Source organism: Blastococcus sp. CCUG 61487 (genome assembly GCF_005222955.1).
Classification (GTDB): Bacteria; Actinomycetota; Actinomycetes; order Mycobacteriales; family Geodermatophilaceae; genus Blastococcus.
The window spans coordinates 1-14,253 of record NZ_LWUA01000075.1 but is presented as its reverse complement, the minus strand read 5'-3'; the positions used below and the strand labels follow the sequence as shown (position 1 = coordinate 14,253).

Annotated in this window: 16 protein-coding genes; all 16 read left to right on the top strand. The window is 72.1% G+C overall.

Going from position 1 to position 14,253, the window contains the following annotated elements; translation table 11 throughout:
• Window positions 1-116 precede the first annotated feature (116 nt).
• Window positions 117-752: a flagellar hook-length control protein FliK gene (locus A6V29_RS05965; protein ID WP_137159465.1), complete on the top strand. Its 636-nt coding sequence runs from the start codon at window positions 117-119 to the stop codon at window positions 750-752.
• A 16-nt stretch (window positions 753-768) separates the two neighbouring features.
• Window positions 769-1,227 (top strand): flagellar hook assembly protein FlgD, encoded by a 459-nt coding sequence (locus A6V29_RS05960; RefSeq protein WP_137159464.1) that lies wholly within the window; start codon window positions 769-771, stop codon window positions 1,225-1,227.
• Between the two features lie 38 nt (window positions 1,228-1,265).
• On the top strand, window positions 1,266-2,534 hold the full coding sequence (locus A6V29_RS05955) for a flagellar hook protein FlgE (protein ID WP_137159463.1): 1,269 nt from the start codon (window positions 1,266-1,268) through the stop codon (window positions 2,532-2,534).
• Window positions 2,535-2,716: 182 nt separating this feature from the next.
• Entirely contained in the window at window positions 2,717-2,995 is a 279-nt protein-coding gene (locus tag A6V29_RS05950) for a flagellar FlbD family protein (protein WP_137159462.1), read from the top strand.
• A 4-nt stretch (window positions 2,996-2,999) separates the two neighbouring features.
• Window positions 3,000-3,770 carry a motility protein A gene (locus A6V29_RS05945; protein WP_137159461.1) on the top strand — a complete coding sequence of 257 codons (771 nt, stop codon included), beginning with the start codon at window positions 3,000-3,002 and terminating at the stop codon, window positions 3,768-3,770.
• Entirely contained in the window at window positions 3,767-4,666 is a 900-nt protein-coding gene (locus A6V29_RS05940) for a flagellar motor protein MotB (RefSeq protein WP_137159460.1), read from the top strand. Before A6V29_RS05945 ends, A6V29_RS05940 begins: the two co-directional genes overlap by 4 nt.
• Window positions 4,663-5,121: a flagellar basal body-associated FliL family protein gene (locus A6V29_RS05935; protein WP_137159459.1), complete on the top strand. Its 459-nt coding sequence runs from the start codon at window positions 4,663-4,665 to the stop codon at window positions 5,119-5,121. Before A6V29_RS05940 ends, A6V29_RS05935 begins: the two co-directional genes overlap by 4 nt.
• Before the next feature lie 155 nt (window positions 5,122-5,276).
• Entirely contained in the window at window positions 5,277-6,257 is a 981-nt protein-coding gene (locus A6V29_RS05930) for a flagellar motor switch protein FliM (protein WP_137159458.1), read from the top strand.
• Complete coding sequence (fliN, locus tag A6V29_RS05925) at window positions 6,254-7,000, top strand: flagellar motor switch protein FliN (RefSeq protein WP_137159457.1); 747 nt, start codon at window positions 6,254-6,256, stop codon at window positions 6,998-7,000. The genes A6V29_RS05930 and fliN overlap by 4 nt, the downstream gene beginning before the upstream one ends.
• Window positions 6,997-7,494 carry a FliO/MopB family protein gene (locus tag A6V29_RS05920; RefSeq protein ID WP_137159456.1) on the top strand — a complete coding sequence of 166 codons (498 nt, stop codon included), beginning with the start codon at window positions 6,997-6,999 and terminating at the stop codon, window positions 7,492-7,494. The genes fliN and A6V29_RS05920 overlap by 4 nt, the downstream gene beginning before the upstream one ends.
• Window positions 7,491-8,345, top strand: a complete 855-nt coding sequence (gene fliP, locus A6V29_RS05915) for a flagellar type III secretion system pore protein FliP (protein WP_137159455.1) — start codon at window positions 7,491-7,493, stop codon at window positions 8,343-8,345. The genes A6V29_RS05920 and fliP overlap by 4 nt, the downstream gene beginning before the upstream one ends.
• Before the next feature lie 3 nt (window positions 8,346-8,348).
• Window positions 8,349-8,624, top strand: coding sequence for a flagellar biosynthesis protein FliQ (gene fliQ, locus A6V29_RS05910; protein ID WP_137159454.1), 276 nt, complete (start codon window positions 8,349-8,351; stop codon window positions 8,622-8,624).
• A 3-nt stretch (window positions 8,625-8,627) separates the two neighbouring features.
• Window positions 8,628-9,392, top strand: a complete 765-nt coding sequence (gene fliR / locus A6V29_RS05905; protein WP_137159453.1) for a flagellar biosynthetic protein FliR — start codon at window positions 8,628-8,630, stop codon at window positions 9,390-9,392.
• Between the two features lie 16 nt (window positions 9,393-9,408).
• On the top strand, window positions 9,409-10,566 hold the full coding sequence (locus A6V29_RS05900; protein ID WP_137159452.1) for an EscU/YscU/HrcU family type III secretion system export apparatus switch protein: 1,158 nt from the start codon (window positions 9,409-9,411) through the stop codon (window positions 10,564-10,566).
• A gap of 199 nt (window positions 10,567-10,765) precedes the next feature.
• Complete coding sequence (flhA, locus tag A6V29_RS05895) at window positions 10,766-12,811, top strand: flagellar biosynthesis protein FlhA (RefSeq protein ID WP_137159451.1); 2,046 nt, start codon at window positions 10,766-10,768, stop codon at window positions 12,809-12,811.
• On the top strand, window positions 12,792-14,253 hold a 1,462-nt coding region (locus A6V29_RS05890), incomplete at its 3' end, for a hypothetical protein (protein ID WP_137159450.1). The genes flhA and A6V29_RS05890, both read left to right, overlap by 20 nt.

The window sequence follows — 14,253 nt, the reverse complement described above, 5'->3', positions numbered from 1 at the left end:
TGACCGCGGCGGTCCCCCAGCCGGCCACCGCCCCTCCGCGTCGACCAGCGAGCCGACGCCGGGGACCGCACCGGCCACCGCAGCCACCGGAGCGACCGGAGCGACCGGAGCCGCCGGTGCGACGTCGCCGGCGCGGGCAGCGCGGCCGGGACGCCGGCACCGGCACCCCCTCCCCGGCACCTGCTCCTGCGGCCGACGGCGGCGAGCCCACCGTCGCCACCGCCGCCGCGGCTGCCCCGCCCGTCGCCGCGACCACGACCGGCGCAGCCCAGGGCGCCGCCACCGGCACCGCGGCCACGCTGCCGGTCGCCGGTCAGGTGGCCCAGCAGGTCGCCGTCCTCAGAGGAGCTCCGGACGGCTCGCACACGATGACGCTCGTGCTCACCCCCGAGAGCCTCGGCCCGGTGGAGGTCTCGGTGACGGTCAGCAAGGGCACCGTCGACCTCCTCCTGCGGGGGGCGAACGAGCACGGGCGGGCCGCGCTGCTCGACGCGCTGCCCGACCTGCGCCGCGACCTCGAGGCCGCGGGCCTGACCACCTCGAAGCTGACGGTGGACCGGGATACCGGCGGCTCGTGGCTGGCCCGGCACGGCGCCGAGCAGCAGGCCCAGCAGGGTTCCGACCAGCGCCCCGGGCAGCAGGAGCAGGGCGACGGACGGTCACGACCCTGGCTGCGCGCTGCCGATACCGGTGACGGCGGGACCGTCCCCACCACCCGAGCCACGTCCTCGGGCGTGGACGTCCGCGTCTGAGAAGGAGAGCGCACCCATGCCTGACGCAGTCAGCGGATCCGCGGCCCCGGCCGCCACGTACTCGGCCACCCAGCAGGTCGAGCGCAAGGATCAGATGAACAAGGACACGTTCCTCAAGCTCCTCGTGGCCCAGATGCGGTACCAGGACCCGGCCAATCCGGCCGACACCAACCAGATGATGGCCCAGACCGCGACCTTCGCCCAGGTGGAGAAGCTCGAGGAGATGGCCAAGTTCGCCGCGACCTCGCTCATCCTCCAGGAGCACGCGACCGCCGGGGCGATGGTCGGCCGCCAGGTCACCTACACCGACACCACCGGCGCGTCGGTCACCGGCGTCGTCTCCTCCGTCCGCCTCGCCACCGGCAGGTCCGAAGCCGTCGCCGTCGTCGACGGCAAGGACGTGCAGGTCGGGCGCATCACCGCTGTCTCCCTCCCCACGCCGAGCTCAGGGACGAGCTCCTCCGCGGCGTCCTGACCCACCCTTCCCCCCGACAACGCGAGGAGATCCTCCGCATGCTCCGCTCCATGTTCTCGGCCATCTCCGGCCTCAAGGCGCACCAGACCAAGATGGACGTCACCGGCAACAACATCGCCAACGTCAACACCGTCGGCTTCAAGAGCAGCTCCACGGTCTTCCAGGACACGCTCTCCCAGGTCGTCCGTGCCGGCGGCGCCCCCGCCGCCGACCGTGGCGGCACGAACCCCGCCCAGGTGGGCCTCGGCGTGAAGCTCGCTGCGATCACCACCAACTGGACCAACGGCGCCGCCCAGTCCACCGGCCGCTCGACCGACTTCATGATCGAGGGCGACGGGTTCTTCGTGGTCCGCGGTCCCGGTGGCGAGCAGCTCTACACCCGGGCCGGCTCGTTCGACTTCGACGCCGGCGGCCGGCTGGTGACGCCGGACGGCAGCATCCTGCAGGGCTGGCTGGCCGACCCGCTCACCGGCGTGGTCAACCCCAACGGCCCGATCACCGACCTGACCGTTCCCTACGGCGCCCAGGTGCGGCCCACCGCCACGGGTGCGTCCGTCCTCGCCGGCAACCTGAACACCGACGCCGCCGTCGGCGACTTCGTGCAGACCCCGGTGAAGATGTTCGACCAGATGGGTGTCCGCCAGGAGGTGGCGTACACGTTCGTCAAGACCGCCGACAACACCTGGCAGCTGACGGTCACCAACGGCGACGACGACAACGACCCGTCGACGCCGATGCCGACCCTCGCCCTGCTGGACGAGAACGGCAACCCGTTCACCGGCGTCATCACCTTCGACACCGACGGCACCATGACCGCACCGACCGGGCCGGTCAGCTTCGACCCGGCCATGGCCAGCTGGCCGGGGCCGGTCGAGATCGACCTGTCGCAGATCAGCCAGTTCGGCGGCAAGAGCGAGGTGGTGCCCAGCGACGTCGACGGCTACGCCATGGGCTCGCTCCAGGGCTTCGAGCTGACCAACGACGGCACGATCATCGGCACCTACTCCAACGGGCTGCGGCAGAACCTGGGCCAGCTGGCGATGGGCGCCTTCAACAACCCCAGCGGCCTGGAGAAGGCGGGCAACTCCTCCTTCCGGGTGGGCGAGAACTCCGGCGAGCCGGTCATCGGGGTCGCCGGCACGGGTGGCCGCGGCATCCTCTCCTCCGGCGCCCTGGAGATGTCCAACGTCGACCTCTCCGAGGAGTTCACCAGCCTGATCGTCGCCCAGCGCGGTTTCCAGGCGAACAGCCGCGTGATCACGGCGTCCGACGAGCTCCTGCAGGACCTGGTCAACCTCAAGCGCTGATGACGGGCCTCTCGCCCCTTGTCGAGAGGCCGTTCCAGCAGGTCACCGGCCGGTCCGGTCACTCATCCGGGTGACCGGACCGGCGGCGGCTCGGCTCAAGGACAGAACCCGCGGAGCCGATGGTGACAGTGACGATTCGCCGCCCCGACCGAACCCACCCCACCGAGCAAGAGGACCCACCCGTGATCCGTGTGACGCGCCTGAACGGGGAGCAGTTCGCGCTCAACCCCGACCTGATCGAACGGGTCGAGGGACACCCCGACACAGTGGTCTTCCTGGTGGACAGCACCAAGTACATCGTGACCGAGAGCGTCGACGAGGTGCTGCAGGCGATCCGCGAGTACCGCGCCTCCATCCTCGCCACCAGCTACGAGATGGACCGCGGCGAGTACCGCCCCGGGCGGCCCGAGCTGGCCGAGATCTCCTCCGTCGTGCCCTTCCCGGGCACCGAGGAGCGCTGACCCGATGGATCCGGTCACCCTGATCGGCTTCGGCATCTCCATCGTCGCCCTGTTCGTCTTCATGACGCTCGAGGGCGTCGCCCCCTCGGCCCTGATCTTCCTGCCGGCGATCGTCCTCGTGATCGTGGCGACCTTCGGCGCGGCCATGGCCAGCCAGACGATGGCCGACCTCAAGAAGATGCCGGCCTGGTTCAAGATGGCCGTGCTGCCGGCCAAGGTGCCGCCGCCGACCCAGCAGATCCAGACGCTGGTGAGCCTCGCCGAGAAGGCCCGCAAGGAGGGCCTGCTGGCCCTCGAGGCCCAGGTCAAGGCGATCGAGGACCCGTTCCTCAAGCGCGGGCTGCAGATGGGCATCGACGGCACCGACCCCGAGGAGCTGCGCACCGTCCTCGAGAGCGAGATCGCCGCCAAGAAGTCCGAGGACAAGGTCGCCGCCAAGTTCATGAACGCGATGGGTGGCTACGCGCCGACCATCGGCATCCTGGGCTGCATCGTCGGCCTGATGAACGTCATGGGGAACCTGGACAGCCCGGAGACGCTCGGCCCGATGGTGTCCGCCGCGTTCATCGCCACGCTGTGGGGCGTCATGGCGGCCAACTTCTGGTTCCTCCCCATGGGCGCCAAGATCCTGCGGGTCAGCGAGCTCCAGGCCGCGCAGATGGAGCTGCTGGTCGAGGGGATCGCCGAGATCCAGGCCGGCACCAGCCCGCGCGCGGTCCGCCAGAAGCTCAACGCGCTCATCCCGCCGAGCGAGCTCAGCAAGGAAGCCGCATGAGTGCCGCGCGCGGCCGCCGCGGCAAGAAGCACGAGGAGCACGAGGAGCACGAGAACCACGAGCGGTGGCTGGTGTCGGGCTTCGACATGATGACGCTGCTGTTCGTGCTGTTCGTGGTGCTGTTCGCCATGAGCAAGGTGGACGAGCAGAAGTTCGCCGCCCTGGCCAAGGGCATGTCGGAGGCCTTCGGCACCCCCGTCTCGGTCATGACCAGCGCCACCCCCGACGGTGCGGTGCTCGACGGGCTGCCCGGCGCGATCGACATCGGCTCGGCGATCCCGCCCGACCCCACCGTCTCCACGGCACAGGTGGACGCCGCGGCCGCCGCCGCGGCCGCCGAGCGGGCCCAGCGGGTCGCCGCCGAGGCGCGGTCCGCCTACGACGAGCTCGCCGCCGCGAAGGCGGCGCTCCAGGCAGCGCTCACCGCGGCCGGCTATCCCGATGCCGCCCGCTTCGAGATCGACGAGCGGGGCCTGGTGGTGCACATCGTCGCCGACGCCGTCCTCTTCGACGCCGAGGAGGCCGTGCTGCGCCCCGAGGGCCGGGCGATCCTGACCGCGGTCGCACCCACTCTCGTCGAGCTGCCCAACGTCCTCCGGGTGGAGGGGCACGCCAACCACCTGCCCGTCACCCGCGGCGGGAACTGGCCCTCGAACTGGGAGCTGTCGGGCTGGCGGGCCAGCACGGTGCTGCGGTACCTGGCCGGCGACGGCGTCCCCGAGGGACGCATGTCGGCGTCCGGCTACTCCTCCACCCAGCCCCTCGTGCCCGAGTCCGACCCCACGGCGATCAGTGTCAACCGGCGCGTCGACGTCGTCGTCCTCTCCACCGCCTCGGCAGAGGCCAACGCCCTGCTGCCGGGTATCGACGCCGCACTCCAGGAGGCAACGCCATGAGCACCGACAAGAAGACCGAGACCGAGGAGGAAGCTCCTCCCAAGAGCACGATGAAGATGCTCGTCATCGGCGCGGTCCTGCTGGTCGTCGCCGGTGCGGCCTACTTCTTCCTGTTCGCCGGGGACAGCGCCGAGGCCGCGGCGCCCGAGCACGGCGGCTACACCGCCCTGGAGCCCATCGCGGTCAACCTCGCCGGGGGCGGCTACCTCAAGATCGGCATCACGCTGGACTACACGGCGGCGGCCGCGGGCGGTGGCCACGGCGGCGGCGGGGTCGACGGCGCCAAGGCCTACGACGCGATCATCTCCACGTTCTCGCAGGCCAACCCGGCCGACGTGATCAACGCCCGGGACGCGCTCAAGGAGGCGCTCGAGCAGAAGATCATCGAGAAGTACACCGAGGACGGCGTCCAGATGGTCATGGGCATCTACTACACGGAGTACGTCACCCAGTGAGCCCGTCACCGGCCGGCCCCTCCGGGGGCCTGCCGGACGTCCCGGCCCGGTCACGCCGGAGGCACTCCCCCCTCACCCGTCACAGCTCTCCCGCCTGATCGACGGGGCGCCGATGGCCGGTCAGGGTGCCGGTCGTCCCCGCCGATGAGTGGGGGGTGACCACCCCCGAGACCGGCCCGGCCCCCCGTGGGACGGGCCCGCAGGCTCCGGCGGGCTCACCGGTCAGCGGCCGCAGCCGCCGGGGGGAGCCCCGCACCTACGACTTCCGTCGCCCGACGAAGCTCTCCCGCGAGCACGTGCGGGTGCTGCAGATCGCCCAGGAGGCCTTCGCCCGCCAGGCGACGACGATCCTGACGACGTTCCTCCGCGCGGGCGCGCGGCTCGAGCTGGCCGGCATCGAGCAGTTCTCCTACGACGACTACGTCCAGACGCTGCCCAACCCGGTGTTCATCTCGACGTTCACCCTGGAGCCGCTGGCCGGCAAGGGCCTGCTGGCCTACCCGCTGGACATCGCCATGGCGATCGTCGACCACCTCCTCGGCGGCTCCGGCGCCGCGGCACAGCCGAACCGGCCGATGACGGCGATGGAGACCACCATCACCACCCATCTGCTGGACCGGCTGCTCGACGAGTTCGCCACCGCGTTCGGCACCGTCACCGAGCTGCAGCCCGCGCTCGCCGGCTTCGAGTACAACCCCCAGCTGGCCCAGGCCGCCGCGGGCTCCGACACCGTCATGGTGGCGACCTTCTCGATGGCCGTGGGCAGCCGCGAGGGCGAGGCCACCCTGGTCCTGCCGTTCTCCTCGTTCGCCCAGGCGCTCAACAACGCCGCGTCCCCGCAGCTGTCGGAGTCGGCGCTGCGCAAGCGCAAGAAGGCGGCCGAGGCGCTCGCCGCCCGGCTCAACCTGGTCCCGGTCGACGTCAGCGTCCGCTTCGCCCCGCTCACCGTCTCCTCGGCCGACCTGCTCTCGCTGGCCGTCGGCGACATCCTCCTGCTGCGCCACCCGCCGGACAGCCCGCTGGAGGTGACGACCAACGACGTCACCTTCGCCTACGCGATCGCCAGCAACCACCGACGCCGGCTGGCCGCCACCGTCGTCCCCACCCCGCACGCCGCCGTGAAGGACTCCGCATGACCGCCGCCCGCACCGCAGACAGCTCCCAGGACTCGCAGACGGTGACCGCCGTGGTGGCCGCCGCGGCGCACGCCGCGGCCGGCCTCGTCCCCGCCGCGATCCCGATGGTGGCCGGCACGCCGGTCAGCGACCCCGACACCGTCCCGCTCCCGGCCACCGCCGCCTCGGCGGTCACCGCGCGGCTGTCGGGCGAGGTCAGCGGGGACGTCGTCCTCGTGCTCTCCGCCGACGTCGTCGAGGCCCTGAACAACTCCCCCGTCGGCAAGATGGACGTCGCCGCCGCGCTGCGCCCCGCGCTCGAGGCCGCCGCCGCCACGCTCGGCCGGGTGCGCGTGGCCTCCGAGCGGGTGGAGGAGCCGGTCGCCGCCCTCGACGGGCTGCGCGACAAGGGCATGTTCGTGGCCGTCCCGCTGATGGCCGACGGCGAGCACCAGGCGACCTTCGCGCTGCAGGTGACCCTGCCCACCGCAGCGCCCAGCCAGACCGGGAGCCTCGACCTGCTCCGTCACGTGGCCATGGAGGTCACCGTCGAGATCGGCCGCACCCGGATGACGGTGCAGGAGCTGCTCTCGCTGCACCCCGGCGAGGTCGTCGAGCTCGACCGGGCCGCCAGCGCGCCGGCCGACCTGCTGGTCAACGGCACCCTGATCGCGCGCGGCGAGGTGGTCGTCGTCGACGAGGACTTCGGCCTGCGCATCAGCGAGATCGTCTCCGACGCCGCGGAGCTCGGGGCGAGCGCATGACCTGGATGGTCATCCGGCTGGTCCTCTCGCTGGCGTTCGTCGCCGGCGTGCTGCTGTTCGCCGCGCGGCTGGCGAAGAAGCGGGGCCTGGGCCGCGGGAACGACCTCATCGAGATCGTCAGCCGGCAGCGCCTGGGCCGGACCAGCACGGTGAACGTCGTCCGCATCGCCGACGTCGTCCTGGTCGTCGGCGCGACCGAGGAGCAGGTCACCCTGCTCGCGGAGATGGACGCCGAGAGCATCGACCCGACGGCGCGGGCGCTCGCACCGGCCCACCTCGAGGCCGACGACGAGGATCTCTACGACGACTACGACGACCAGGTCGAGCCCGACGGGTACGCCGGCTACGACGGGTACGCCGGCTACGAGGGCCACCACGAGCCCCGCCACGTGGCCCGGGCCTCCTCCGGCGCGCTGGCCGGGTCGGTCCTCGACCGCGAGGGCTGGGGGAACCTCGTCCACGAGCTGCGCGAGCGGACGGTCCGCCGGCCATGACCGCCCCGCTCCAGCGGAGGTCGCCGGCACCGGCGTTCCGGTGGCGCGCGACCGTCGTCCTCCTGCTCACCCTGCTGGCCGGCCTGGTCGCGGTGGTGGCCGCCGGCCCGGCCGCCGCGGTGCCCACCGCCCCGACCGCTCCCACCGACCCGACCGCGCCGGTGGTGCCGGGTGCCGTGGACGGCGGCGGCGGCGTCGACATCTCCATCGGCGGCGGCTCGCCCAGCACGTCGATCACCCTGATCCTCGCGATCACGGTCCTGTCGGTGGCGCCGTCGGTGCTGCTGCTCGCGACCTCGTTCACCAAGATCATCGTCGTCCTCGGCATCACCCGGAACGCGCTCGGGCTGCCCACCTCGCCCCCCAACCAGGTCCTCACCGGGCTGGCGCTGTTCCTGACGCTGTTCGTCATGGGGCCGGTGTTCGGCGACATCAACGAGGTCGCGGTGCAGCCCTACATGGACGGCGCGCTGTCGGTCTCGCAGGCCTACGACGCCGGCGTCGTCCCGCTGCGCGAGTTCCTGCTGAGCAACACCCGCGAGGACGAGCTGAAGCTGATGGTCGGGCTCTCCGGCGAGGAGGCGCCCGCCGACGCGGCCGCGGTCAGCATGACCACGCTGATCCCGGCCTTCGTGCTCTCCGAGCTGAAGAGCGCCTTCATCATCGGGCTGGTCATCTTCATCCCGTTCCTGGTGCTCGACATGCTCGTCAGCGCCTCGCTCATGTCGATGGGCATGATGATGGTGCCGCCCACGATCGTGTCGCTGCCGTTCAAGCTCCTGCTGTTCGTCGTGGTCGACGGCTGGACGCTGATCACCACGGCGCTCGTCGGCTCCTACGGGGGTGGGTAGCCCATGAGCGACGCCGACGTCACCCAGATCGCGCTGCAGACCATGGTGGTCGCGGCCAAGGTGGCCGCCCCCATCCTGCTCACCGCCCTGGCCGTGGGCTTCCTGATCTCGCTGTTCCAGGCGGCCACCCAGATCCAGGAAGCGACCCTGTCCTTCGTGCCCAAGATGATCGCCGTCGCGATCGCCCTGCTGATCACGGGCAACTGGGTCCTCTCCTCGCTGGCGGACTTCACCCACCACCTGTTCGACCAGCTGCCACGACTGCTCGACCGGACCTGAGCCATGGACCTGTCGGTCCCCGCCGTCACCCTGGTCGCGCTGCTGCTCGGTACCGCCCGAGCCGCGGGGTTCGTGCTGCTGGCTCCGCCGTTCAACTCGCGGACCATCCCGGCACCGGTCAAGGGCGCGCTGGCGATGGCACTGTCGGTCCTCCTGTCGACCCAGATCGCACCGTCGCTACCCGAACCGACCGCCGGGTTCATCGTCGTCGCCGCGGTCACCGAGGTGGCCATCGGAGCGGCTCTGGGCTTCATCGTGCAGGTGCTGTTCACCGCGGTACAGATGGCCGGTGACCTCATCGACCTGACCGGCGGCTTCGCCCTCCAGCCGGCGTTCGACCCGCTGTCGATGACGCAGAACTCCTCGATCGGCCGGCTGCACTACCTGCTGGCCAGCACGCTGCTGTTCACCAGCGGCGGGCACCTGCTGATGGTCAAGGGGTTCGCCACCTCCTACGAGGGGCTGCCGGTCGGCGTCGACGTCCCGGTCGACCAGCTCGGCGCCGTCCTGATCAAGGCCTTCTCCATGATGTTCCTGGCCGCCCTGCAGATCGCCGGCCCGATGGTCGCGGTGCTGCTGCTGGCCGACGTCGCGCTCGCGCTGCTCAGCCGCGCGGCGCCCGCGCTGAACATCTTCGCCATCGGCTTCCCGGTGAAGATCATGCTCACCCTGGCCATGCTGGGGCTGACGTTCCCGCTGCTCCCGCCCGCGCTCGACGCCCTGCTCGAGCACGGGGTCCAGGCCATGACCTCCCTCCGGAGCGGCTGAGCCGTGGCGGTCTGCGATGGCTAAGGACGGTCCCGGCGGTGAGAAGACCGAGAAGCCGACTCCCCAGCGCCTGAGGAAGGCGCGCAAGGACGGGTCGGGCATCGCGCGGACCCAGGAGCTCGGCACCTGGGCCGGCATCGCGGTGGCCAGTGCCCTGCTGCCGATCATCGTGTCGAACGGGTACGACGAGGCCCAGCAGCTGTTCGTGCAGATCCGGTCGGTCGCCGACCAGCCGGAGCTCGGAGCGGTGACGGCGCTGCTGGGCCAGGCGCTGAGCGCCTTCCTGTGGACGGTGCTGCCGCTCGCCCTCGGGCTCATGCTCGTCGGAGCCGTCTCCTCGGCGTCGCAGGGCGGCGTCGTGGTGTCCGGCAAGCCCATGAAGCCGAAGCTCAAGAAGTTCAACCCGCTCACGGGCTTCAAGCGGATGTTCGGCACCCAGGGCCTGTGGGAGGTGAGCAAGGCGCTGATCAAGACGGCCGCCCTCGTGGTGGTCGTGATCTCGACCAGCGACAAGGCGCAGATGCTGGTCTCCTCCGCCGGTGCGCTGTCGCTGTCGGCGATCGTCGGCACCTTCGTCGACTCCGCGATCCTGATGTTCCGCGTCGTCGCGGTCACCGGCCTGGTCATCGCCGTCGCCGACTACCTCGTCGTGCGCAAGAAGATGATGAAGCAGCTCAAGATGAGCCAGTACGAGATCAAGCAGGAGCACAAGCACGCCGAGGGCGACCCCTTCATGAAGGCCCACCGCCGCGGGGTCGCGCTGGCGATGTCGCGCAACCGGATGATGGCCGAGGTCACGGAGGCCGACGTCCTCCTGGTCAACCCGACCCACGTCGCCGTGGCGCTGAAGTACGAGGCGGCGAAGGGTGCCCCGCGGGTGGTCGCCAAGGGCGCCGGAGAGGTGGCCGCGAAGCTCCGCGAGATCGCCGCCGACGCGCGGGTCCCGATGGTGCAGGACATCCCGCTGGCCCGCGCCCTGCACGCCTCCTGCGAGCTCGGCCAGGAGGTGCCGCCGCAGCTGTTCACGGCGGTGGCACGGGTGCTCGCGTTCGTCATGCACCTGGGGGCGCGGGGGGTGCGCGGCGGCCTGCACCGGCCGGGCTTCGAGGCGCCGGACACCACCGACCTGCCCAAGGCCGGCCGCCGCCGCCAACCCACCCCCGCCTTGCCGTGATGATCAGCTGACCTGACCGTTCAGCGTCCTCCCTCGTGGTCGACGGTGAGGGGGGACGCCGAACGGTGAGGGAGGACGGCGGCGCGGCGGACGGCGGCGCAGCGGACGGCGGCGCCGCGCGGTACCGTGCCGTGCCGGGGCTGCCGATGTATGGAGACGTGAGCACCCGTCCGCCGTCCGCGCCCCCGGTGGTGCGCGGGTGAAGGGCATCGGCAAGGCGGCGGTGCCCATCGGCGTCGTCGCCATCGTGCTCATGCTCGTGGTGCCGCTGCCGGCCCCCGCGATGGACATGCTCATCGGGCTGAACCTGGCCGTCTCGCTGCTCGTCCTGCTCGTGGCGATGCAGATCAAGAAGCCGCTGGACTTCGCGGTGTTTCCCTCGCTGCTGCTCATCGCGACGCTGTTCCGGCTGGCGCTCAACGTCTCGTCCACCCGGCTCGTGCTCACCGATGGCTACGCCGGCAAGGTCATCGAGGCCTTCGGGCACATCGTGATCGCCGGCTCGCTGGTCGTCGGTCTGGTCATCTTCCTGATCCTGACCGTCGTGCAGTTCGTCGTGATCACCAATGGTGCGGGCCGCGTCGCGGAGGTCGGCGCGCGCTTCACCCTCGACGCCATGCCCGGCAAGCAGATGGCGATCGACGCCGATCTCAACGCCGGCCTGATCGACGAGGCGGAGGCCCGCCGGCGACGCCACGAGGTCACCGCCGAGGCCGACTTCTACGGCTCGATGGACGGTGCCTCGAAGTTCGTCAAGGGCGACGCGATCGCCGGCATCGTCATCACGCTGGTCAACCTCATCGGCGGCTTCGCCATCGGCATGGTGCAGCGCGGCATGGCGCCCGGCGAGGCGGTCTCGACCTACTCGCTGCTGAGCGTCGGCGACGGCCTGGTCTCGATGATCCCGGCCCTGCTGATGTCCACGGCGACAGGCATCATCGTCACCCGGTCGGCGACCGAGGGCGACATGGGCAGCGACCTGATCGCCCAGCTCGGCCGGTTCCGCCAGCCGGTGCGCATCGCCGGAGGGGCCGCGCTGGCGCTGTGCCTGATCCCGGGCCTGCCGAAGCTGCCGTTCCTCCTCGTCGGAGCACTCTTCCTGTTCCTCGCCACCCGGCTCACCGACGAGCCCGAGATCGACGAGGCGGCCGCCGCTGCAGCGGCCGCAGCCGCGGACGGGCCGGCCCCGGACTCCCACGAGGCGATCGTCGAGAAGATGCGCGTCGACCCGCTCGAGCTCGAGGTCGCCTACGACCTGGTCGAGCTCGTCGATACCTCCCGCGGCGGCGACCTGCTGGACCGGGTCAAGGCGCTGCGCCGGAAGGTCGCGATGGAGACCGGCCTGGTCATCCCGCTGGTGCGCACCCGGGACAACCTCGACCTCCCGGGCTCGCAGTACGTCATCTGGCTCAACGGCGTCCCCGCGGCCAAGGGCATCTCCCCCGCCGGCACCGTGCTCGCCATCGGCGACAACCTCGACGGCCTGCCCGGCAAGCCCACCCGCGAGCCGGTCTTCGGGCTGGCCGCGAAGTGGGTCCCCGCCGAGCTCCAGCGCGCCGCTGAGATGGCCGGGGCGACGGTCGTCGACCGCTCCTCGGTGATCACCACGCACCTGGCCGAGGTCGTGCGGCAGAACGCCGCGGACCTGCTCGGGCGCGAGGACGTGCGCCTGCTGGTCGAGATGGTCCGCCGGTCGCACCCCGTCGTCGTGGAGGAATTGACCCCCGCGCTGCTCACCCTGGGGGAGGTGCAACGCGTGTTGCACGCGTTGCTCGAAGAGGGTGTGTCGATCCGGGACCTGGTGCGCATCTTCGAGGCACTCTCTGTGCGTGCGAAGCAATCGACGGAGCTGGACGGCCTCGTCGAAGCCGCGCGCGCGGCACTCGGCTCGGCGATCAGCCACCCGTACGTGACGCCCGACGAGCGGTTGCACGTCCTCACCCTCGACCCCGGCTTCGAGCAGCGACTCCTCGAGTCCATCCGGCCGAGCGAGGGCGGGGCGGTCCTGGCCCTGGACGCCGGCGCCGTCGACGCGCTGGTCGTGGGCTGCAGCGGCCTGCTCGAGGAGGCCGAGCGCCAGGGCCTGTCCCCGGTCCTGGTCTGCTCGCCGCAGGTCCGGGCGGCCCTGTCCCGGCTGATGCGCCAGGTCCTCCCCCGACTTCCGGTGATCTCCTACGCCGAGGTCTCCCGGACCGCGCAGATCGAATCGCTGGGAGTGGTGAGCGGTGCCGTTGCGATCCGTTGAGGCTGCCACCCGCGACGACGCGATCGCGGCCGCGCGCGAGCAGTTCGGGCCGGCCGCCCGTGTCGTCGGGGTGCGCCGCGTCCGTTCCGGCGGCGTGCTCGGGTTCTTCGCGACCGAGCGCTACGTCGCCGAGGTCGCACCCGACCCGATCGGCGTCCCCGTGCTGCCGGCGCCCGGTCCGGCGCGCCCGGCCGGTGCGCTGACCGAGGACCCGGACACCGGTTCGCTCACCGCCTACGGCTCACCGCTCGCCTCGGCCGCACCCGCTCGCGCCCGCACGGCACCGCGCCGGAACGGCGCCGCCGCGTGGGCCGCCGAGGCGGCCCGGTCCGCCGCTCCGGTCGGTCCGGTCCCGCGGGAGAGGACGCGCACCGCCGCACCCACCGAGGACGACGCGAGGGTCGAGGAGCTGGCCGGTCTGCTCGGCTCGGCGCTGCCGTCCACTGCCGCGCGTACCCCCGTGGCACGGGCCAGCTTCCCGCGCGCCACCCGGGAGAGCGCTCCACTCCTCGACGACGGCGACGACGTCGGCGACACCGGCGGCCTCACCGACGCCCCGGCCACCGCCGCGGCGAGCCCGTCGCCCTTCACCGCCGCGCTCGCGCGGATGGTGGCCGGTGACCGGGAGGTCCAGCACGCGGTGCGGGCAGCGCTCGGCACCGGGCAGCCCGAGCAGCACACGACCGACCGAGCAGACGTGTGGCCGTCCACGGCCGCCCAGGAGGAGGAAACGGTGGGAGACCAGGTCATCGCGCCGCCCTCCACGACGGCCGACGAGCGGACGGACCTGGACGAGTGGACGGCGGGGACGTCGTTCGCCACCGGGTCCTCCTTCGCCACCGGGTCCTCCTTCGCCGATTCCTCGATCGCCGACCCGACGTCGTTCCTGGGCGGGACGTCCGAGGAGGCCGAGCAGGCGGCCTCGGACGAGCTGCCGCTGGTCTCCGTCGAGCCGCCCGTGGTCACCGAGGGGGCGGCCTCGCGCGAGGAGGCGATCGCCGAGGTGCTGCGCGCCGCGCTGGCCGAGGGGCACTCCGACGAGGCCCTGGCCGGCATCCTGCGCAAGGTCGTCGCCGGTGACTCGCCGCAGACCTGCGTGGCCGAGCCCGCCGAGCCGGAGATCGACGAGCCCACGGAGGTGGCGGCCGAGGTCCACGCGCAGATCGAGGCCGAAGTCGAGGCCGAGGTCGAGGTCGAGCTCGCGGTCGGAGCCGACCCCGAGCCGGTCACCGCCGCCGACGTCCCGGCCGTCGAGCCGAGCGTCGAGCTCTTCCCGGCAGCACCCACCGCCCAGCCCGCACCGGCCGTCGCCGAGGCCACCCCGGTGGCCACCGCGGCGGACCCGGCCGGCTCCGTCCAGCTGTGGGGCGAGGTCCCGGCCGCCGCACCCGCCCCCATGTGGGGCGAGCCGGCCGCCGCCGCCTCCCCCGCGGCCGACGTCA